This is a genomic window from Streptococcus rifensis, assembly GCF_053203525.1.
Window position 1 is genome coordinate 1 of the sequence record NZ_JBRUCW010000013.1, and the last position, 19,406, is coordinate 19,406.

General features: G+C 41.5%; 33 protein-coding genes. All 33 read right to left on the bottom strand.

Annotated elements, in window-relative coordinates; all coding sequences use genetic code 11:
* Positions 1-972: 972 nt before the first annotated feature.
* On the bottom strand, positions 973-1,359 hold the full coding sequence (rplQ, locus tag ACVRYP_RS08210) for a 50S ribosomal protein L17 (RefSeq protein ID WP_447468252.1): 387 nt from the start codon (positions 1,357-1,359) through the stop codon (positions 973-975).
* 11 nt (positions 1,360-1,370) lie between these two features.
* Positions 1,371-2,309 carry a DNA-directed RNA polymerase subunit alpha gene (locus ACVRYP_RS08215; RefSeq protein WP_447468253.1) on the bottom strand — a complete coding sequence of 313 codons (939 nt, stop codon included), beginning with the start codon at positions 2,307-2,309 and terminating at the stop codon, positions 1,371-1,373.
* Between the two features lie 47 nt (positions 2,310-2,356).
* The gene (gene rpsK, locus ACVRYP_RS08220) at positions 2,357-2,740 is read right to left on the bottom strand and encodes a 30S ribosomal protein S11 (protein ID WP_004195509.1); all 384 of its coding nucleotides are present in this window, start codon (positions 2,738-2,740) and stop codon (positions 2,357-2,359) included.
* Between the two features lie 17 nt (positions 2,741-2,757).
* Positions 2,758-3,123 carry a 30S ribosomal protein S13 gene (gene rpsM / locus ACVRYP_RS08225; protein WP_447468254.1) on the bottom strand — a complete coding sequence of 122 codons (366 nt, stop codon included), beginning with the start codon at positions 3,121-3,123 and terminating at the stop codon, positions 2,758-2,760.
* Positions 3,124-3,142: 19 nt separating this feature from the next.
* Entirely contained in the window at positions 3,143-3,259 is a 117-nt protein-coding gene (gene rpmJ, locus ACVRYP_RS08230) for a 50S ribosomal protein L36 (RefSeq protein WP_001808836.1), read from the bottom strand.
* A 23-nt stretch (positions 3,260-3,282) separates the two neighbouring features.
* Positions 3,283-3,501, bottom strand: coding sequence for a translation initiation factor IF-1 (gene infA / locus ACVRYP_RS08235; RefSeq protein ID WP_018374463.1), 219 nt, complete (start codon positions 3,499-3,501; stop codon positions 3,283-3,285).
* 119 nt (positions 3,502-3,620) lie between these two features.
* Entirely contained in the window at positions 3,621-4,262 is a 642-nt protein-coding gene (locus ACVRYP_RS08240; protein WP_447468255.1) for an adenylate kinase, read from the bottom strand.
* 110 nt (positions 4,263-4,372) lie between these two features.
* On the bottom strand, positions 4,373-5,674 hold the full coding sequence (gene secY / locus ACVRYP_RS08245) for a preprotein translocase subunit SecY (RefSeq protein ID WP_447468256.1): 1,302 nt from the start codon (positions 5,672-5,674) through the stop codon (positions 4,373-4,375).
* 14 nt (positions 5,675-5,688) lie between these two features.
* Positions 5,689-6,129, bottom strand: coding sequence for a 50S ribosomal protein L15 (rplO, locus tag ACVRYP_RS08250; RefSeq protein ID WP_447468257.1), 441 nt, complete (start codon positions 6,127-6,129; stop codon positions 5,689-5,691).
* Positions 6,130-6,261: 132 nt separating this feature from the next.
* Positions 6,262-6,444: a 50S ribosomal protein L30 gene (gene rpmD, locus ACVRYP_RS08255; protein WP_168548267.1), complete on the bottom strand. Its 183-nt coding sequence runs from the start codon at positions 6,442-6,444 to the stop codon at positions 6,262-6,264.
* 14 nt (positions 6,445-6,458) lie between these two features.
* Positions 6,459-6,956, bottom strand: a complete 498-nt coding sequence (rpsE, locus tag ACVRYP_RS08260) for a 30S ribosomal protein S5 (protein ID WP_307121645.1) — start codon at positions 6,954-6,956, stop codon at positions 6,459-6,461.
* A gap of 18 nt (positions 6,957-6,974) precedes the next feature.
* Positions 6,975-7,331, bottom strand: a complete 357-nt coding sequence (gene rplR / locus ACVRYP_RS08265) for a 50S ribosomal protein L18 (protein ID WP_307121644.1) — start codon at positions 7,329-7,331, stop codon at positions 6,975-6,977.
* Positions 7,332-7,409: 78 nt separating this feature from the next.
* Positions 7,410-7,946, bottom strand: coding sequence for a 50S ribosomal protein L6 (gene rplF, locus ACVRYP_RS08270; RefSeq protein ID WP_447468258.1), 537 nt, complete (start codon positions 7,944-7,946; stop codon positions 7,410-7,412).
* 187 nt (positions 7,947-8,133) lie between these two features.
* Positions 8,134-8,532: a 30S ribosomal protein S8 gene (gene rpsH, locus ACVRYP_RS08275; RefSeq protein ID WP_447468259.1), complete on the bottom strand. Its 399-nt coding sequence runs from the start codon at positions 8,530-8,532 to the stop codon at positions 8,134-8,136.
* A 259-nt stretch (positions 8,533-8,791) separates the two neighbouring features.
* On the bottom strand, positions 8,792-8,977 hold the full coding sequence (locus ACVRYP_RS08280; RefSeq protein ID WP_001085697.1) for a type Z 30S ribosomal protein S14: 186 nt from the start codon (positions 8,975-8,977) through the stop codon (positions 8,792-8,794).
* A gap of 14 nt (positions 8,978-8,991) precedes the next feature.
* Entirely contained in the window at positions 8,992-9,534 is a 543-nt protein-coding gene (rplE, locus tag ACVRYP_RS08285) for a 50S ribosomal protein L5 (protein WP_447468260.1), read from the bottom strand.
* A gap of 23 nt (positions 9,535-9,557) precedes the next feature.
* Entirely contained in the window at positions 9,558-9,863 is a 306-nt protein-coding gene (gene rplX, locus ACVRYP_RS08290) for a 50S ribosomal protein L24 (RefSeq protein WP_307121640.1), read from the bottom strand.
* Positions 9,864-9,937: 74 nt separating this feature from the next.
* Positions 9,938-10,306, bottom strand: coding sequence for a 50S ribosomal protein L14 (gene rplN, locus ACVRYP_RS08295; protein ID WP_307121639.1), 369 nt, complete (start codon positions 10,304-10,306; stop codon positions 9,938-9,940).
* A 24-nt stretch (positions 10,307-10,330) separates the two neighbouring features.
* Complete coding sequence (rpsQ, locus tag ACVRYP_RS08300) at positions 10,331-10,591, bottom strand: 30S ribosomal protein S17 (protein WP_018374475.1); 261 nt, start codon at positions 10,589-10,591, stop codon at positions 10,331-10,333.
* Between the two features lie 24 nt (positions 10,592-10,615).
* On the bottom strand, positions 10,616-10,822 hold the full coding sequence (rpmC, locus tag ACVRYP_RS08305; RefSeq protein ID WP_447468261.1) for a 50S ribosomal protein L29: 207 nt from the start codon (positions 10,820-10,822) through the stop codon (positions 10,616-10,618).
* Positions 10,823-10,831: 9 nt separating this feature from the next.
* Positions 10,832-11,245 (bottom strand): 50S ribosomal protein L16, encoded by a 414-nt coding sequence (gene rplP, locus ACVRYP_RS08310; protein WP_307121637.1) that lies wholly within the window; start codon positions 11,243-11,245, stop codon positions 10,832-10,834.
* A gap of 3 nt (positions 11,246-11,248) precedes the next feature.
* The gene (gene rpsC, locus ACVRYP_RS08315) at positions 11,249-11,899 is read right to left on the bottom strand and encodes a 30S ribosomal protein S3 (RefSeq protein WP_307121636.1); all 651 of its coding nucleotides are present in this window, start codon (positions 11,897-11,899) and stop codon (positions 11,249-11,251) included.
* An 11-nt stretch (positions 11,900-11,910) separates the two neighbouring features.
* Positions 11,911-12,258, bottom strand: coding sequence for a 50S ribosomal protein L22 (rplV, locus tag ACVRYP_RS08320; protein ID WP_307121635.1), 348 nt, complete (start codon positions 12,256-12,258; stop codon positions 11,911-11,913).
* A 15-nt stretch (positions 12,259-12,273) separates the two neighbouring features.
* Positions 12,274-12,555 (bottom strand): 30S ribosomal protein S19, encoded by a 282-nt coding sequence (gene rpsS, locus ACVRYP_RS08325; protein WP_000533766.1) that lies wholly within the window; start codon positions 12,553-12,555, stop codon positions 12,274-12,276.
* A gap of 103 nt (positions 12,556-12,658) precedes the next feature.
* A complete protein-coding gene (rplB, locus tag ACVRYP_RS08330; RefSeq protein ID WP_307121634.1) occupies positions 12,659-13,492 on the bottom strand; it encodes a 50S ribosomal protein L2 in 834 nt (277 codons plus the stop codon).
* 17 nt (positions 13,493-13,509) lie between these two features.
* Positions 13,510-13,806, bottom strand: a complete 297-nt coding sequence (locus tag ACVRYP_RS08335) for a 50S ribosomal protein L23 (RefSeq protein ID WP_447468262.1) — start codon at positions 13,804-13,806, stop codon at positions 13,510-13,512.
* On the bottom strand, positions 13,806-14,429 hold the full coding sequence (gene rplD / locus ACVRYP_RS08340; RefSeq protein ID WP_447468263.1) for a 50S ribosomal protein L4: 624 nt from the start codon (positions 14,427-14,429) through the stop codon (positions 13,806-13,808). Before rplD ends, ACVRYP_RS08335 begins: the two co-directional genes overlap by 1 nt.
* A gap of 24 nt (positions 14,430-14,453) precedes the next feature.
* Positions 14,454-15,080, bottom strand: coding sequence for a 50S ribosomal protein L3 (gene rplC / locus ACVRYP_RS08345; RefSeq protein ID WP_447468264.1), 627 nt, complete (start codon positions 15,078-15,080; stop codon positions 14,454-14,456).
* Between the two features lie 212 nt (positions 15,081-15,292).
* On the bottom strand, positions 15,293-15,601 hold the full coding sequence (rpsJ, locus tag ACVRYP_RS08350; RefSeq protein ID WP_307121630.1) for a 30S ribosomal protein S10: 309 nt from the start codon (positions 15,599-15,601) through the stop codon (positions 15,293-15,295).
* Between the two features lie 304 nt (positions 15,602-15,905).
* Complete coding sequence (locus ACVRYP_RS08355) at positions 15,906-16,766, bottom strand: DegV family protein (protein WP_447468265.1); 861 nt, start codon at positions 16,764-16,766, stop codon at positions 15,906-15,908.
* Positions 16,767-16,775: 9 nt separating this feature from the next.
* Positions 16,776-17,504 carry a 23S rRNA (guanosine(2251)-2'-O)-methyltransferase RlmB gene (rlmB, locus tag ACVRYP_RS08360; RefSeq protein ID WP_447468266.1) on the bottom strand — a complete coding sequence of 243 codons (729 nt, stop codon included), beginning with the start codon at positions 17,502-17,504 and terminating at the stop codon, positions 16,776-16,778.
* A 203-nt stretch (positions 17,505-17,707) separates the two neighbouring features.
* Positions 17,708-18,415 (bottom strand): MerR family transcriptional regulator, encoded by a 708-nt coding sequence (locus ACVRYP_RS08365; RefSeq protein ID WP_447468267.1) that lies wholly within the window; start codon positions 18,413-18,415, stop codon positions 17,708-17,710.
* 8 nt (positions 18,416-18,423) lie between these two features.
* Complete coding sequence (locus ACVRYP_RS08370) at positions 18,424-19,329, bottom strand: DUF2268 domain-containing putative Zn-dependent protease (protein WP_447468268.1); 906 nt, start codon at positions 19,327-19,329, stop codon at positions 18,424-18,426.
* Between the last annotated feature and the right edge of the window lie 77 nt (positions 19,330-19,406).

Sequence of the window (19,406 nt, forward strand, 5' to 3'; positions counted from 1 at the left end):
CCTATCAATCCAACGAAAATAAAAACCAGTGGAACTTACCCTGACACGGATTTCCACTGATTTTATCATGTTTTCGCAGACTAACTTCCACGCGACTGGACGGTGGAACTTACTTTGGGAATTTAGCTAATTTTTTCAACCCCACATTTGTTTGAAAGTTCTAATACTTATTTAACGTCAAAATCTGAAACCTGAAAGATAGGTTTGCTTGGTTGTCGGTTGTGATGACAAGCTAAATCGTTATCATTTCTTTGTTAATGGTTTGGAGAATTGGTTACAACTCAAACACTTGGAAAATTAGAATTAGCATGCATTATCTGGTTTTGATTTTATTTGAGTATAAAATGTCTTAGCCACTTTCTAGTTGAAAAAAATATAAAAAAACACCCCAGAGAGTTATCATGTTGTTCACCATAAACACATTAGAAAAATAATGAAAATCATAATCGACTGATCCAACATTGGCTGCCGAAAGAAAGTAGGAAAACGACCCAGAAACAGATTGCTTTTATGAAAACTGCTTGAACAACTATTCACTATCCTTAGAAATTAGCGAACTACTAATCTCCTAGACAAGGTTTGAAATCTGGATAACTGAAATTTGAATTTTAGCTTTATTTGGGACTTGAGTTTTGTCTTTTCTTATCTCCTTCAACCCCGCTCAGTTCCCTTGCTATTATAGTGCCAAAGTCTCTTGATGTAAATAGATTTAAGAGAGGCTTATGTATTTCGCCTTTTATAAAAATTTGCATAGAACTATTGAAATCTCTGGTTAAAAGCTGGTATATTTATGATAAAACGCCTGCTTACGAAATAATTATCAAAAGATAGTTATTTCGTAAACAAGCGTTAACGTTTTATCATAATGTTGATGAGTGTTACCGCTGACTGGTAAAGTCAGCGGTAGACCAGAGCTAGACTAAGATTCATCGTGGGAATCCATCATCATAACACTCAACAAAATTGATGATTTTAGACTAATTCGATGATGGCCATCGGTGCAGCATCACCACGACGTGGTTCAGTTTTCAAGATACGAGTGTATCCACCATTACGTTCTGCATAACGAGGCGCAATTTCAGTGAACAATTTTTGAAGAGCAGTTGTAGAAGTGTACTTATCGGTTTCTTCATCATAGTTTTCTGAAGCAATTTCGTTGCGAACAAATGCAGCTGCTTGACGACGTGCATGTAAATCACCACGCTTACCAAGGGTAATCATTTTTTCAACAGTTTTACGGATTTCTTTTGCACGAGCTTCAGTTGTCACGATTGATTCGTTAATGAGCAAGTCAGTTGTCAAGTCGCGAAGCATCGCTTTACGTTGAGAGCTGGTGCGTCCAAGTTTACGGTATGCCATGTTTTCCTCCTCTATTTATCGTTTTTTAAACCAAGGCCTAAATCAGCAAGTTTGTACTTCACTTCCTCAAGACTCTTACGGCCAAGATTTCTTACTTTCATCATTTCGGGCTCTGTCTTCTCTGTCAAATCAAACACAGTATTGATACCTGCACGTTTTAAACAGTTATAAGAGCGAACAGATAAGTCCAGTTCCTCAATGGTGCGATCAAGCATTTTTTCTTCAGAACTTGTTTCAGCTTCTTTCATTACATCAGCTGTTTTCGCAACCTCAGTCAAATCGGTGAAGAGATCCAAATGCTCTGTTAAAATACGTGCTGACAAGCCAAGGGCATCTTCTGGAATAATCGTGCCGTTTGTCATGATTTCAAGCGTTAATTTGTCAAAACCATCATTGCTCCCTACACGAGCAGGTTCAACTTGGTAATTAACTTTTGATACTGGTGTGTAGAGTGCGTCTACTGCCAGAGTACCTACTGGAGCATCATCTTTTTTGTTACCTTCAGCAGGAACATAGCCACGACCTTTATTTACAGTCATAATAGCTTTAAACCCCTTACCTTCACCAATGGTAAAAAGATAATGATCAGGATTAACGATTTCAACATCGCTATCAGATAAGATGTCTCCTGCAGTGACAACTGCTGGACCTTCAACATCTAATTCGATAGTTTTCTCGTCATTTACATATGATTTTACAGCAATCCCTTTAATGTTCAGGATAATTTGCATGACGTCTTCACGGACACCTGGTACAGTATCGAATTCATGAAGAACACCCTCAATTTTAATTGAGGTAATCGCAGCGCCAGGGAGTGAGGCCAACAGAACCCTACGAAGAGAATTTCCTAATGTTGTACCATAGCCACGTTCAAGCGGTTCGACTACAAATTTGCCGTAATCTTTATTTTCATCAATTTTTGTTATTATTGGTTTTTCAAACTCAATCATTTACAGTACTCCCTCTTCAACGTCAGTTGTGTAAGTTGTATGATCAATTATACACGGCGACGTTTTGGAGGACGAGCACCATTGTGTGGTACAGGAGTCACATCACGAATTGCGGTTACTTCAAGACCAGCAGCAGCAAGTGCACGAATAGCAGACTCGCGACCTGAACCAGGGCCCTTAACTGTAACTTCAACTGTTTTCAAACCGTGTTCTTGTGCTGATTTAGCAGCTGCTTCAGAAGCCATTTGGGCAGCGAACGGTGTAGATTTACGAGAACCCTTAAAACCAAGCGCACCAGCTGATGACCAAGCAATTGCATTACCATGCACATCAGTAATCATGACAATTGTGTTGTTAAATGTCGCATGGATATGTGCAATACCTGACTCGATATTCTTTTTCACACGACGTTTACGTGTTGGTTTAGCCAATTTTTTTACCTCCTATTTTATTTTTTCTTACCTGCAATCGCAACAGCTTTACCTTTACGAGTGCGAGCGTTGTTTTTAGTGTTTTGTCCACGAACTGGCAAGCCACGACGGTGGCGGATACCACGGTATGAACCAATTTCCATCAAACGTTTAATGTTGAGGTTTACTTCACGACGGAGGTCACCTTCAACTTTGATGTTGTCGACTTCGCGACGGATTGCGTCTTCTTGTTCTGGTGTTAAGTCTTTCACACGGATATCTTCAGAAACACCAGCAGCAGCTAGGATTTTCTTAGATGTTGGCAGACCGATGCCATAGACGTATGTTAACGAAATCACTACACGTTTGTCATTTGGAATATCAACTCCAGCAATACGAGCCATCTTTTCTCCTTTCTATATATTAGCCTTGACGTTGTTTGTGTTTTGGATTTGCTGGGCAAATTACCATAACACGACCATTACGGCGAATCACTTTGCAGTATTCGCAAATCGGTTTAACCGACGGTCTTACTTTCATTCTTATCCCTCCAATTTTTTCGACTATTTAAAGCGGTATGTGATACGGCCTCTTGTCAAATCATATGGACTCAATTCAACAGTAACACGATCTCCGACTAAAATGCGAATATAATTCTTACGAATTTTACCTGAAACTGTTGCTAAAATCTGATGACCATTTTCAAGCTCGACAGTAAACATTGCATTGGGCATGGTATCAACTACCTTGCCTTCAATTTCAATCACATCTTCTTTTGCCACGCAAAAGTTCCCCCCTTTAAATTTCGATTTGATGTCCTCTGGGCACAGAGGTAACAATTATAAGTCAGACTAGCTTATCATACCATTTTTTATAGCAAAAAGCAAGCCTAGTAACTATCTTATTTAAGATTAGTCAACACTTTTTCAATCTCTGCAAAAACAAGGTCGATATCTTGGTCCCCATCGATGTCATGAACAAGACCTTTAGCACGATAATGGTCGATAATTGGCTGCCCTTGAGCAATATTAACTTCGAGACGACGCGCAACAGATTCTGGTTTGTCATCTTCGCGTTGGTAAAAATCGTCTTCATTGTATGTTTCTGCCGGTGGGTTGAAGACTTTATGGAAGGTTTCACCTGTGACTTTATGAATAATTCGACCGCTCAACCGTTCTTGTAATTTAGCAGGGTCAATGTCGATATTAATAACACCGTCTAGTGTAATCCCTAAATCAGCTAGATTTTGATCCAAAGCATGGGCTTGGTCTATCGTTCTTGGATAACCATCCAAAAGGAAACCTTTGGTCTGGATGTCCTCTTGAGTCAAGCGCTCTTTAACAATGCCATTTGTGACATCGTCAGGCACTAGATTCCCAGCATCCATAAAGGATTTAGCCAAAAGGCCTAGTTCGGTTTTATTAGCAATAGCTGCGCGGAACATATCCCCTGTTGAGATGTGTGCAATATTGAACTGTTCAACAATTTTAGCTGCTTGAGTTCCTTTACCTGCACCTGGTAAACCCATAATTAAAAGATTCATAATGACTCCTTATTTTGTTTTTCAATAAATCTGCCATTTGTGACAAACTTATTAAAAAACAAAATAGAAGAGGATGAGGTTTTTCTCCCCATACTCTTATTCTATTTCATTTAGTCATTCATAAAGCCAGTGTACTTACGTTTCAACAAGTACCCTTCTAATTGTTTGATGCCTTCGACTGCTGTCGAGATGATGATTAAGAGACTTGTACCACCAAGAGCAACGGCATTAGAAAGACCAAAGGCATTTTGTGCTAAAATTGGGATGATAGCAACAAAGCCTAGGAATAAAGCACCCACTAAGGATAAATGTTTCAACAATTTAGAAAGATAAGCTTCTGTCTCACGTCCGGGACGAACGCCATGGATGTAAGCAGCACTTTTCTGTAGATTTTCAGCAGTCCGTTCAGGATTGACCTGAACAAATGTATAAAAGAAAGTAAAAACTATAATTAAGAAAAGATATACCAACATTCCTGCTGGCTTTGTTGTGACAAACAAATCTCCCAACTTAGATAACCAGGTTATATTCTCATTTCTAGCACTAAAGAATTGGATCAATGCGCTAGGTACTGCAGTAATTGAGCTTGCAAAGATAACTGGAATAACTCCCGCAGGATTTACCTTTAATGGTAAATAAGAACTTGACGGAGCCCCTTGAGCTAACTTGGTGTATTGAATTGGAATTTTATACTCTGCTTGTTGCACAAATGTTGTAAACATGACGATAGCAAATACGGCTAGAACAAACATAACCACAAAGATAATGGATGATGTCAATCGATCGCTAGAAATGTTGACAAATTTATCCTCATAAATGGAGTACATCATGTTTGGTAGGGAAGAGACAATCCCTGCAAAGATAATCATGGAAACACCATTTCCATAACCCTTATCAGAAATTTGTTCCCCCAGCCAAACCACAATCATGCTACCAGCAGTCATAATTGTACCAATAATAAGATAGGTCTGCCATGTTGGGTTTGGAACCAATTGAGCACTGGCCAAAGACTCAAGACCACCTGTTACAACAATAGATTGTACAAAAGCTAGGAAGAGTGAAATCCAACGAGTCGCTTGGTTCAGTTTGCGTCGCCCAACTTCACCCTGCTTGCCCCATTCCACAAATTTTGGATAGAGATCCATTTGCAAGAGCTGGACAACGATCGAAGCTGTAATATAAGGACTGACACCTAAGGCAAAAACTGAGAAGTTTTGCATGGCGTTCCCTGATACCAAACTCAACATATTCAAGAAAGAGAGTTCACTGAGGGCACCAAGTGCAGCAGCATTTACTCCTGGCACTGTAATATGTGTCCCTACTCGAAAAACCAAAATAATAAAAATAGTAAATAAAATTTTGGATCGCACTTGCTTGACTTTTAGTGCTTCTATTAAAAGTTTAAAAAACATATCGGGCCACCCCTTTAGATGATCTCGATTGAGCCACCCTTAGCTGTGATTGCTTCTTCAGCAGTTTTTGAAAACTTAGCTGCTTTAACAGTCAATTTTTTAGTTAATTCGCCATTGCCAAGAATTTTAATGCCTGATTTTTCAGCACGAACAATACCAGCTTCTTTAAGAATAACTGGCGTTACTTCAGCGCCGTCTTCAAAAGCATTCAGTTGATCAAGGTTAACAATAGCGTACTCTTTTGCATTGATGTTAGTGAAACCACGTTTTGGCAAACGACGGAAGAGTGGTGTTTGTCCACCTTCAAAGCCAAGACGTACACCGCCACCGCTACGAGCTTTTTGACCTTTTTGACCACGTCCAGAAGTCTTACCGTTACCAGATGATGTTCCGCGACCAACACGGTTACGAACTTTACGTGAACCTTCTGTTGGTTTTAATTCATGAAGTTTCATTATTTTCTCCTATTTTTTGTAAAATGCTAGCGCCTTAGCATTAGTTAAGGTTAAGCTAATGCTAAAACTCGCCTATACGATAATGGTATTTAAGTCGCGTGGTTGCCCAAGCGACTTAAATCATCAGTTTAATTATTTAACTTCTTCTACTGTTACCAAGTGAGAAATGGTGTTAACCATACCCAAGATCGCTGGGTTGTCTTCTTTGATAACTGAAGAGTTCAATTTACCAAGTCCAAGTGCAACAACAGTTTTACGTTGGTTCGGTTTGCGTCCGATTGGAGACTTAGTCAAAGTAATTTTAATTTGAGCCATGTTAATCTCCTTTCTTAAGCTAAATCAGAAACTGAGATGCCACGAAGTGCAGCAACGTCTTCTGCACGTTTGAGCTGTTTCAAACCTTCGACGGTTGCACGAACAATGTTGATTGGTGTGTTTGAGCCAAGTGATTTAGATGTGATATCTGCAACACCTGCTAACTCGACTACGGCACGAACCGCACCACCAGCAGCTACCCCAGAACCTTCTGCAGCTGGTTTCAACAAGACACGAGCGCCTCCGAATTCAGAGTAAACTTCGTGTGGAATTGTTGTACCAACCATAGGTACTTCAATCATATTCTTTTTAGCAGCTTCTACTGCTTTACGGATTGCTTCTGGAACTTCTTGCGCTTTACCAGTACCGAATCCAACGCGACCATTACGGTCACCAACTACGACAAGGGCTGCAAAGCGAAGACGACGTCCACCTTTAACAACTTTTGTAACACGGTTGATACCAACCAAGCGTTCTTCAAGTTCAACTGCATTGTTGTCTTTAAATGCCATTTTTTAGTGTCCTCCCTATTAGAATTTCAATCCGTTTTCACGGGCTGCATCAGCCAAAGCTTTCACACGTCCGTGATAGAGATATCCACCGCGGTCAAAGACAACTTCAGTAATACCTTTAGCAACTGCACGTTCTGCAACGAGTTTGCCGACGACTTCGGCTTGTTCTGTTTTAGTTCCTTTTGAAACGGCTTTATCAAGAGTTGAAGCGCTAGCGAGTGTGACACCCGCTACGTCATCAATCACTTGAGCGTAGATGCCTGTATTAGAACGGAAAATGTTCAAACGTGGGCGTTCAGCTGTTCCAGAGATTTTACCGCGAACGCGACGGTGGCGTTTTTGGCGGATTTTATTTTTATCTGGTTTAGAAATCACTATATTTCTCCTCTTAATATTTGTAGTCTTTAGAAGTTTTAAGCTGTTAGAAGAAAATTCTCTAACAAGAACTTAATGTTACTTACCAGTTTTACCTTCTTTAAGACGAACGTACTCACCAACGTAACGAATACCTTTACCTTTATATGGCTCTGGTGAACGTAAACTACGGATGAAAGCAGCAGTTTGACCAACAACTTCTTTGTTAATCCCACTAACGTGAATTGTTGTTGGGTTTGGCAACTCAAAAGTGATACCTTCTGGTGCTTCTACTTCGTCCGGATGAGATTTACCAACTGCAAGCACTAATTTATTCCCTTGCAATTGCGCACGGTAACCGACACCTCTCATTTCAAGCTCTTTTTTGTAGCCTTCAGAAACACCAACAACCATGTTATTGAGAAGGGCACGAGTTGTACCGTGGATAGTTTTCATTTCTTTTGAATCGTTTGGACGGTGAAGCGTAACTTCAGTTCCGTCAACACGAATTTCAATATCTGTAGAGAGTGCACGTGACAACTCTCCTTTAGGTCCTTTTACAGTAACTACGCCGTCAGCTTGAGTAAGCTCAACGCCAGCAGGCAAAGTAATTACTTTATTACCAATACGTGACATATTTTATAATTCTCCTGTTAAATTGTCAGGCCATTCGACCAGTTTTCACGGGGCGATACAATTCAAATTATCTAATTTGAACACGAGCTACGGCCTATGTGAAAAAGATAATTCTTCCTAGAATGCAAGCATTCTTAGTTAGAATTCCTATTTTCACTTTGTCCGCTACGCTCTTTGTATCATGGTTTTACCAAACGTATGCTAACACCTCACCACCAACGTTCTTTTGACGAGCTTCTTTGTCTGTCAAAAGACCTTCTGATGTCGAGATGATGGCAATACCAAGTCCGTTAAGAACTTTAGGAATATCGTCGCGTTTTGAGTAAACACGAAGACCTGGTTTTGAGATACGTTTCAAGTTTGTGATAACTTTTTCACCGTTAGTTCCGTACTTCAAGAAGACACGGATGATGCCCTGTTTGTCATCTTCGATGATTTCAACGTTTTTCACAAAACCTTCGCGTTTAAGGATTTCAGCGATTCCTTTTTTGATGTTTGACGCAGGTACTTCAAGCACTTCGTGTTTTGCTTGGTTAGCATTACGAATACGTGTTAAAAAATCTGCAATTGGGTCAGTCATAACCATTTTTTATTTCTCCTCTTACTAGTAGTTTGAAAATTTCACTTGCTAGTTAATGAGCTCTTACGAGCAGTAATGATACTGATGTATCTTTCGTTAATGATGAGCACGGACTAAAATCCTAGTGAAAATGAGACACAACCGTTATAACTTTAGCTATATTACGGGTGTGGCTACCTTTAGGTATAGATTCTCCTAGACGCAAGTCGTCTGTGTCAAATCTCCTATTTTCACTGTAAGCTTTTTACGCACTCGTATCATGTTTTTACCAAGAAGCTTTGGTAACGCCTGGGATTTGACCTTTGTATGCCAATTCACGGAAGCAAACACGGCAAAGTTTAAACTTGCGGTATACTGAATGTGGACGTCCACATTTTTCACAGCGAGTGTAAGCTTGTGTCGAGAACTTCGCAGGGCGTTTGTTCTTAGCGATCATTGATTTCTTAGCCATTTTTTACCTCCCTATTATTTTGCAAAAGGCATCCCTAAACCTGTAAGCAATGCACGTGATTCTTCATCAGTGTTAGCCGTTGTAACGATAACAATATCCATACCACGTGTTTTATCAACATCATCGAAGTTGATTTCTGGGAAGATCAATTGTTCTTTAACACCAAGTGTGTAGTTTCCGCGTCCATCAAATGATTTTGTTGGAACACCATGAAAGTCACGGACACGTGGAAGAGAAACTGATACCAATTTATCCAAGAACTCGTACATGCGTTCGCCACGAAGGGTAACTTTTGCTCCGATAGCAACACCCTCACGAAGACGGAAGCCGGCGATTGATTTCTTAGCTTTTGTAATCAATGGTTTTTGACCTGAGATCAACGCTAATTCTTCAGCAGCCTTTTCAAGGTTTTTCGCGTTTGATACAGCATCGCCAACACCCATGTTGATAACAATTTTATCAACTTTAGGCACTGCCATAACTGAGCTATAATTAAATTGTTCAACTAATGAAGGAACAACTTCTTTAAGATACTTTTCTTTTAAACGATTAGCCATTATACTTCTCCTTTCCTTCGTGATTAGTCAAGCAATTCGCCTGATTTTTTGTTGTAGCGCACTTTTTTACCGTCTACAAATTTGTAGCCTACACGTCCAGCAACACCATTTTTGTCCAAAACCTGTACGTTAGATACATGGATCGGTGCTTCTTTTTCAACGATAGCTCCTTGAGGGAACTCGTTGTTTGGTTTTTGGTGTTTTTTAACGATAGCTACGCCTTCAACGATAACTTTGTTTACTTTTGGTAATGCCACAAGAACTGTAGCTTCAGTTCCCTTGTCCTTACCTGCAATCACGCGAACTTTGTCGCCTTTTTTTACAAACATGGTTTTCTCCTATGTATTTCTTACGCCCTTAATGGGCACCCTAGGCTAGCCTAGGGGACTGAGTTTGTTTAAGATTAAAGTACTTCTGGTGCCAAAGACACAATTCTCATGTAGCCACCTTCACGGAGCTCACGTGCAACTGGGCCAAAAATACGAGTTCCGCGAGGCGTTTTGTCATCACGGATAATAACAGCAGCATTGTCGTCAAATTTGATGTATGAACCATCTGGACGACGAGCACCTGTCTTGGTACGAACGATAACAGCCTTTACAACGTCACCTTTTTTAACCGCACCACCAGGAGTTGCTTGTTTTACGGATGCGACGATGACATCACCGATGTTGGCGAATTTACGTCCTGAACCACCCAAAACTTTGATGGTCAAGATTTCGCGAGCACCGCTGTTGTCAGCGACTTTCAAACGGGTTTCTGTTTGAATCATTTAAGTTTTCTCCTTTCTGGTTAATTAGATGATAACTGCTTCTTCCACGACTTCTACCAAACGGAAGCGTTTTGTAGCTGAGAGTGGACGAGTTTCCATGATACGAACGATATCGCCTTCTTTGGCAACGTTGTTTTCATCATGTGCTTTGTATTTTTTAGAGTAGTTAATACGTTTACCATAGACTGGGTGGTTACGTTTCGTTTCAACTACAACAGTGATTGTTTTGTCCATTTTATCAGACACAACACGTCCTACAAGGACTTTACGTTTATTGCGTTCCATTGAAAATTCTCCTTCCCTAGTCTATTACTTAATTTCAGATTGCACGGTTTTAACACGAGCAATTTGCTTTTTAACTTCGTTGAGGCGAGCAGTTTGCTCAAGTTGACCTGCAGCAGCTTGAAAACGCAACTCAAACAATTCTTTTTTGAGTTCTGTTTCTTTTTTAGCAAGTTCTTCTTGAGAAAGGCCACGAAGTTCTTTTACAAAATCTTTAATTTCTTGAAGTTTCATGTCTTCTCCTTATTCTGCTTCGCGTTTAACGAATTTACATTTAACTGGCAACTTGTGGCTTGCAAGACGCAAAGCTTCGCGTGCTACTTCTTCAGATACGCCAGCAACTTCGAACATGACTTTGCCACGTTTTACTGGAGCTACCCAACCTTCAGGAGCACCTTTACCAGAACCCATACGAACCCCGATAGCTTTAGCTGTATATGATTTGTGAGGGAAAATCTTAATCCAGACTTTACCACCACGTTTCATGTAACGCGTCATTGCGATACGAGCAGCTTCGATTTGGCGGTTTGTAATCCATGAGCTAGTTGCAGCTTGGAGACCGTATTCACCGAAGTCAACTTGTTTACCACCTTTAGCCTCGCCGCGCATTTTTCCACGGAATTCACGACGGTGTTTTACACGTTTAGGTACTAACATCTGTTATTTACCTCCTTGGTTTTTACGAGCCGGCAAGACTTCACCACGGTAGATCCAGACTTTAACACCAAGTTTACCGTAAGTTGTGTCTGCTTCTTCCCAAGCGTAATCAATATCTGCACGAAGCGTATGAAGTGGAACAGTTCCTTCAGAGTAGCCTTCTGAACGGGCGATATCAGCACCATTCAAACGACCAGATACTTGAGTTTTGATCCCCTTAGCACCCGCACGCATTGTACGTTGGATAGCTTGTTTTTGAGCACGACGGAAAGCCACACGTTGCTCCAATTGACGAGCAATGCCTTCACCAACAAGGTGTGCATCAAGATCAGGATGTTTGATTTCGATGATGTTGATGTGAACTTGCTTACCAGTCAATTTGTTTAATTGCGCACGAAGTGCATCAACGTTTGCACCTGACTTACCGATAACCATCCCTGGTTTAGCAGTGTGAAGTGAAACGATAACTTTGTTAACAGCGCGTTCGATTTCAATAGTTGAAACAGAAGCGTCAGCTAATTCTTTTTGAATAAAGTTACGGATTGCAAGATCCTCATGGAGGTAATCCGCGTATTCTTTTTCAGCGTACCATTTGGCATCCCAGTCACGGATAATACCGACACGCATACCGATTGGATGTACTTTTTGACCCACGTTTTTACCTCCTAGTTTACTTCAGATACAACCACAGTGATGTGAGATGTACGTTTATTGATTGGCGAAGCTGAACCTTTCGCACGTGGACGGAAACGTTTCATTGTTGGTCCTTCGTTTGCAAAAGCTTCGCTAACCACCAAGTTAGCTTTTTCCAATCCAAAGTTGTTTTCAGCATTTGCGATAGCTGAGTTCAAGACTGACAAGATAATGCCAGCAGCTTTGTTTGGAGTGAATGTCAAGATGGCAATTGCGTCTGCAACGTTTTTGCCACGGATTGTGTCAAGTACAAGACGTGTTTTACGAGGTGAAACACGCACTGTACGAGCCATTGCTTTAGCTGAAGTAATTTCTGCCATTGTGTTCTCCTTCTATTATTTACGTCTTGTTTTCTTGTCGTCTGCAGCATGACCTTTGTAAGTACGTGTTGGCGCAAATTCACCAAGTTTGTGACCTACCATGTCTTCCTGAATATAGACAGGAACATGTTTGCGACCATCGTAAACTGCGATTGTATAACCGATAAAGCTTGGGAAAATCGTTGAACGACGTGACCAAGTTTTGATTACTTTTTTCTTTTCGTCATTTGCTTGAGCTTCAACTTTTTTCATCAAATGCTCATCGACGAAAGGTCCTTTTTTAAGACTACGTCCCATTATGTAGTTTTCTCCTTTAACTAATGTACCACAGCGGCCCACCCTGCTAAGCGGGGTCACCGAGCTGGCGGATAGATTGTAATGTTAGCTAGCTAACCAAAGATTATTTTTGGTTACGACGACGAACGATAAGTTTGTCTGATTTAGCTTTCTTATTACGTGTTTTAAGACCAAGTGCTGGTTTGCCCCATGGTGTAGATGGTGCTTTACGACCAACTGGTGCTTTACCTTCACCACCACCGTGCGGGTGATCGTTAGGGTTCATAACAGAACCGCGAACGGTTGGACGAATACCCTTCCAACGGCTACGACCTGCTTTACCAAGGTTAACAAGTCCGTGTTGTTCGTTACCTACTGTACCGATAGTTGCACGGCAAGTTCCCAAAATCATACGCACTTCGCCAGATTGCAAACGTACAAGGACGTATTTGCCTTCTTGACCCAAGACTTGAGCAGAAGCTCCAGCTGCACGTACTAATTCCGCACCGCGGCCTGGTTTCAACTCAATGTTGTGTACCACTGTACCAACAGGAATGTTAGCAAGTGGAAGAGCGTTACCGACTTTGATATCTGCTTCTGGACCAGAAACGATGCGTTGACCTACTTCCAGACCTTTTGGTGCAATGATGTAAGCTTTTACACCGTCTGTGTAATGAACAAGAGCGATGTTTGCAGTACGGTTTGGATCGTATTCGATTGTTTTAACGATAGCTTCAACGTTATCTTTGTTACGTTTGAAGTCGATGATACGATAGTGACGTTTGTGTCCACCACCGTGGTGACGAACTGTGATACGACCGTTGTTGTTACGACCTGCTGTTTTCTTTAAAGAAACAAGCAAGCTTTTCTCTGGTGTATTTGTTGTGATTTCAGCAAAATCCAAAGAAGTCATGTTACGACGGCCATTTGTCGTTGGTTTATAAACTTTAATACCCACGTGAATTCCTCCTCAGATTATTCAGCTTCAGCTGCGAACAACTCAATAGCTTTTGAGTCTTCTGTCAAAGTGATGATTGCTTTCTTAACTTTGTTAGTGTAACCAACATAACGACCAACGCGTTTTTGTTTTGGTTTAACTGTAACAGTGTTGACGTTAGCGACTTTCACACCTTCAAACGCAGCTTCAACAGCTTGCTTGATCAAAAGCTTGTGTGCACGTGTGTCAACTTCGAACACATATTTGCCAGCTTCCAGCTCAGTCATAGACTTTTCTGTGATGATAGGCTTTTTAATTACGTCGTACAAATTCATTATGCAAGAACCTCCTCAATAGTAGAGATAGCTGCTTTTGTTACAAGAAGTTTGTCCGCGCCAGTAATGTCAAGAACACTTGCAGTTGATGCAGTAGCCACTTTAACATTTGGCAGGTTACGAGCTGACAATGCAGCAAATTCATTTCCTTCTTCAAGGATAACTAAAACTTTTGTATCAAGGCTAAGCGCTGCAAGTACTTTTGCAAACTCAGCAGTTTTTGGAGCTGCAAATGAAAGAGATTCAACAGCTACAAATTTGTTTTCAGCAACTTTTTCTGAATAAACTGATTTCAATGCTAAGCGACGAACTTTTTGCGGAAGTTTGTAGCCGTATGAACGTGGAGTTGGTCCGAAGACAACGCCACCACCACGCCATTGTGGAGAGCGGATAGACCCTTGACGGGCACGGCCAGTTCCTTTTTGGCGCCACGGTTTACGACCACCACCACGAACTGCTGAGCGGTTCTTAACAGCGTGTGTCCCTTGACGAAGGCTAGCGCGTTGGCTAATGATCACATCGAAAACAACTGACTCGTTTGGTTCGATACCAAAAATCGCATCGTTCAATGTTACTTCGCCAGCTTCTTTACCAGTTTGGTCAAACATTTTTACTTTTGCCATGATGACTGAATTCCCCTTTCCTTATTATTTAGCAGCTTTGACTGCTGATTTGATGATGATAAGAGATTTCTTAGCACCTGGTACGTTTCCTTTGATAAGAATAACGTTCTTTTCTGGAACAACTTGAACAATTTCAAGGTTTTGAATCGTTACACGGTTACCACCCATGCGACCTGCAAGTTTTTTACCTTTAAAGACGCGGTTAGGCGCAACAGGACCCATAGAACCTGGACGACGGTGGTAACGAGAACCGTGAGCCATCGGACCACGGGATTGACCATGGCGTTTGATAACCCCTTGGAAACCTTTACCTTTAGTTGTACCTGTGACGTCAACAACATCACCAGCTTCGAATGTATCTACAGTGATTTCTGCACCAACTTCTAAGCCTTCAATGTTTTTGAATTCACGAATGAAGCGCTTAGGAGCCGTATTTGCTTTAGCAGCGTGGCCTTTGGCAGGTTTGTTGCTCAATACGTCACGTTTGTCATCAAAACCAACTTGAACAGCAGCGTAGCCATCTGTTTCAACGGTTTTCACTTGAAGCACTACGTTAGGAGTTGCTTCGATGACAGTTACAGGGATGAATTCGCCTGATTCAGTGAAGACTTGAGTCATTCCCACTTTTTTCCCTAAGATTCCTTTTGTCATGAGAAAATATTTCCTTTTCTTTTTTTACTTAAAAAGTTTTTAACGAGCGTTTTTTATGCTCAAAGTAAGATACTAAAGGCGTTAAACTCAAAGGAAAAACAGGAAATCTGACGAAGAAACGTTTGTTTCTAGGAAGATTTATCTTTTTCACACAGAGTTTAGCCTGTGTTCAATTGTATTTGAACACATCCCTAGCTTATTTTTTCAAACAATTAAAGTTTGATTTCGACGTTAACACCACTTGGCAAATCAAGTTTCATCAAGGCATCAACTGTTTTTTGAGTTGGCTCAATGATATCGATCAAGCGTTTGTGTGTACGCATTTCAAATTGTTCGCGAGAGTCTTTGTATTTGTGAGTCGCACGAATAATAGTATAGAGACTACGCTCAGTTGGAAGCGGTACAGGACCAGCAATTTGAGCTCCAGTACGAGAAGCAGTTTCTACGATTTTTGCAGCAGCTGTATCAAGCGTACGGTGTTCGTATGCTTTCAAGCGAATGCGGATTTTTTTGTTTGCCATCTTGTTCTCCTTTTTTCGTCTATTTAAGATAATAGGCTAGCTCTTCGAGAAAACCAACACGGATTGCGTGGCAATGCAACCAGGCGTGTCGCAACCTCTCGCGTCAAAGCTAAAGCTGTAATTTTTACAGCACCATAGTATGATACCAAATCTCTGAAGAGAATGCAAGCTATTTGGTGTTTTTTTCTAATTTTTTCCTGTCTCGCTTGTCACCTGTTTGATAAACATCTCAAAATCAGACTAATTATGACTAATTATATAGTAGAAAACTAAAAAACCTCCACATTTGTGAAGGTCGTCAGACTTATCTCGCCTGTTTGCCAATAGTAAAGAGAGCCAGAGTCCCTGGTCCAACATGAGCAGCAATAATCGGTCCCAGCGGAAAAAGGAGGACTTCTTTAATACGTGAATCTTCTAAAAGACGATTTTTGATAGTTTCAGCTGCACCTAATTCATCCGCATAAGCAACAACGACAGTCGATTCAGACAAATCTTCAAGAGCCAAGCCAATGAACTCTGTCATAGCTTTTTTCTTGCCACGGACCTTCGCTGCCGTCCCCAACTTCCCATCAGTCTCAATAGAGATAATCGGTTTGATGTTGACTAAGCCACCAATCATTGCTGAAGCCTTTGAAATTCGGCCACCACGCATGAGATGGTTGAGGTCGTCAACCAGAAAGTAGGTTTTTAGACGTGCTGCTAAGTCTTGAATCTCGGCCTGTGTTTCTTCAAGCGAGTGCCCTGCATCGCGCAATCTAGCAGCCTGCATGACCAAATAACCCTCTCCAGCAGAGGCTGCCAAGGTATCGATAATCGTTATGGCTGCTTCTGGAAATTCCTCTAAAACGAGGTCACGAGCCATAATAGCCGACTGGTAGGTCCCTGAAAGAACGGATGAGAAAGCTACATAGAGAACCGCTTCACCTGCTTGAGCTTTCTCTTTGAAATAGGCTTCAAATTGGCCAACATTGATCTGACTGGTGGTTGGCTGACTGCCTGCTGCCATTTTTTCTAACAGAACGGGACTGGTTAAGCGGTCGTGACCAACTGTTTCATAATGGACCCCATCTAATTGGATGGTTAATCCAAGGACATCGACTTGATTAGTTTCTAACCATTCTGGTGAAAGGTCAGCGGTTGAATCGGTTAAAATATGAAATGTCATAAAAACTCCTTAGTTACGATTGCGATAAACTTCATACATGAGAACTGCTGCTGCCACGCTGGCATTGAGACTTTGGACATGGCCACTCATGGGAATGGTAATCATCTCATCCACCTGCTTTTTAATATTGGCTGAAATCCCCTTGCCTTCATTGCCGATGACTAAAGCAACCTTGCCCGCTGTGTTCCACTTGGTGGACGGTGTGCCATCCATATCGGTCCCAAAAATCCAAAAACCGACTTCCTTGAGCTTGTCAAGGGTCTGGGACAGATTGGTTACCCGAGCAATCGGCATGTGTTCGACGGCACCGGTCGAGGTCTTCGCCACCACCGGTGTCACACCGACAGCCCGATGTTTGGGAATAATGACGCCTGACACATTGGTCGCATCTGCCGTCCGCAAGATAGAGCCAAAATTATGGGGGTCATTCAGACCATCTAGAATCAGAACCAAAGGGTTCTCCTCAGTCGCAACCTTTGCTAGAATGGTGTCCAACTCTGCATAGGCATACTCAGCTACACGCAAGACAAAGCCCTGATGAACAGCGCCCTCTGTCATTTCTGACAGGGTCTTTTTAGGGGTCCAGGAAATGGATACCTTCTTCTCTGCCGCCAAGGCCTTGACCTTGTCGACATTTTTACCCCGCAGATCATCTTGAATGTAGAGCTTATTGCCCGTATTGGCCTGCAAACTCTCTACAACGGCATGCACGCCGTAAACAATATCTGTTTTATCCATAATGCCATTATACCACGAAAAGAGGCTGGGATAAAAGTCCTAGCCTCCTAATAATTTATTATCAGTTAAACAAGACGCAGTGGTTGAGTGGCCTGTAATTCGCTGATTTCATCAGCTTTTACAGCCCTACTCAACTGTGCGGGGGTGGGACGACAAAATCGAACCTATTCGGTTACCGATTTTTGTCCCACTCCCTTTATTTTTTATTTGAGATAATGGCTGATCGCCTCCACCATAAAATCGGTCAAATGAGGGTCTCCATATTTTATAAAATAAGACTTAAACCGCGGATCACAAGTGTAGGATTTTGCAATGGAGCGCAGGACATCATCTGAAAAATCACTGACTGTCAGCAAAGCAGTCTTCCAATTCTCCACAGCCTCAGCTACTTCCTTTGCAGTAAGGGGCAAATGGCTAACAGTCAAAAAATCTTGAAAGACTTTATCAAATCGGTCTTCAATAGTTTGATTGTGTGTCGTTTTTTGAGACGAATCAAGCTGTGCTTGTCGCTGTTTATAGGTCTGGTAGGCTGAGGTGGCTCCATAACGACATTCTGCTTCTGCCTGATATTGATCAACTAGTGGTGTCTCAAACATTTCCAAGTCAAGCAAGGGTGTTCCTGCTAAAAAATCCTTGAGTTGTTTTTGTCTTTCTTGGAGTTCAAGAATTTTTTGAGTCAGACCTAGCTGTCGCTCCTCTAAAAAAGGACGCAAGTCTGTATCAGACAGTTTGAGCAAGGGCTGGATGTCTTTAATAGAAAAGCCCAGCGCTTTAAGAAAAAGGATGCGCTGCAAGTCGATTAAATCCTGTTGACTATAAATACGGTAGCCATTGCTTAATTTTCGGGCTGGTAGGAGACCTGTCTGATCGTAATAGTGGAGCGTTCGTTTGGTCAAACCGGTGATCATCATGATTTCTTTTAATGTGTAATCTCTGTCCAAAATCCCTCTACCTCCGCTAAGATTTCTGAAGCCGGCAAAAGCGTCGCTGCTTCTACTGATTGACCTGTCTTTTCTAAGTAGTATTTTACCAGATAATAACCACAAGCGTAACCTGCACAATAAGGCATTCCAACTCCTTCTTGTCCCATCATGGCAGCTATTTCGTCACCGTAAAGATAGGCAGTAACCTTCTGCAGGCCAGTCACTTCAAGATTTTCATACAAAAAAAGTTTTATCAATTGATTGAGCGTCTCTAAGTCTGTCTTATCCACCCAGGGGCCTAGCTTTTCTTTACCATACATCTGCACCGCAAAATTCTCTGCCAGCCCTTCTGCCACAAGCATTTCTTTTAAGGAACCACCATCCCAGTCGATAAATTGATAACGGACATTGTGATTAACTTCGTGGGCCAGAGCAGATTCTACACGACTTAGGGTATTGGGGTTAGGAACCAAAGATAAGAAAATATACCCTGGTATTCCACCGTCTCCACTGTAGCCATCATTAATTTGTAGCATAGGAGCAGTTGGATTGGCCAGTAAGGTGGTGAATATATAGTCTTGAATTGGCAAATGGAACGAATGGAATCTTGCCAGACTATCTCGAATAGCTTTCTCACATTTTCTCCAAAAGTCGTCATCTAAACGGTCCATAAAGACCTGATCCTGTCTTGTCACCATTTCAGGCATGAGGTGCATCCAGCTCAGTAGCATCATGACATCAAAGCCGCCACTCTGTTTAGCCTTATAAGGAATTCCCTGCTTGTAGAACTTGGGCTTAAAAGGCGCCAGTAACTGTTCCTTAAAATAAGCTGTCCTCTCTTCTAAGGGCATCTTTAGCAAATCACGGTAAATGTTATCTGAACGAATTATACGAATAAACATTATATTTTCCTCCTATACCTAACAGTATAAAGGATGACGTAAGGTGATGGTCAAGTAAAAAAACAGTTTCCCTTTGA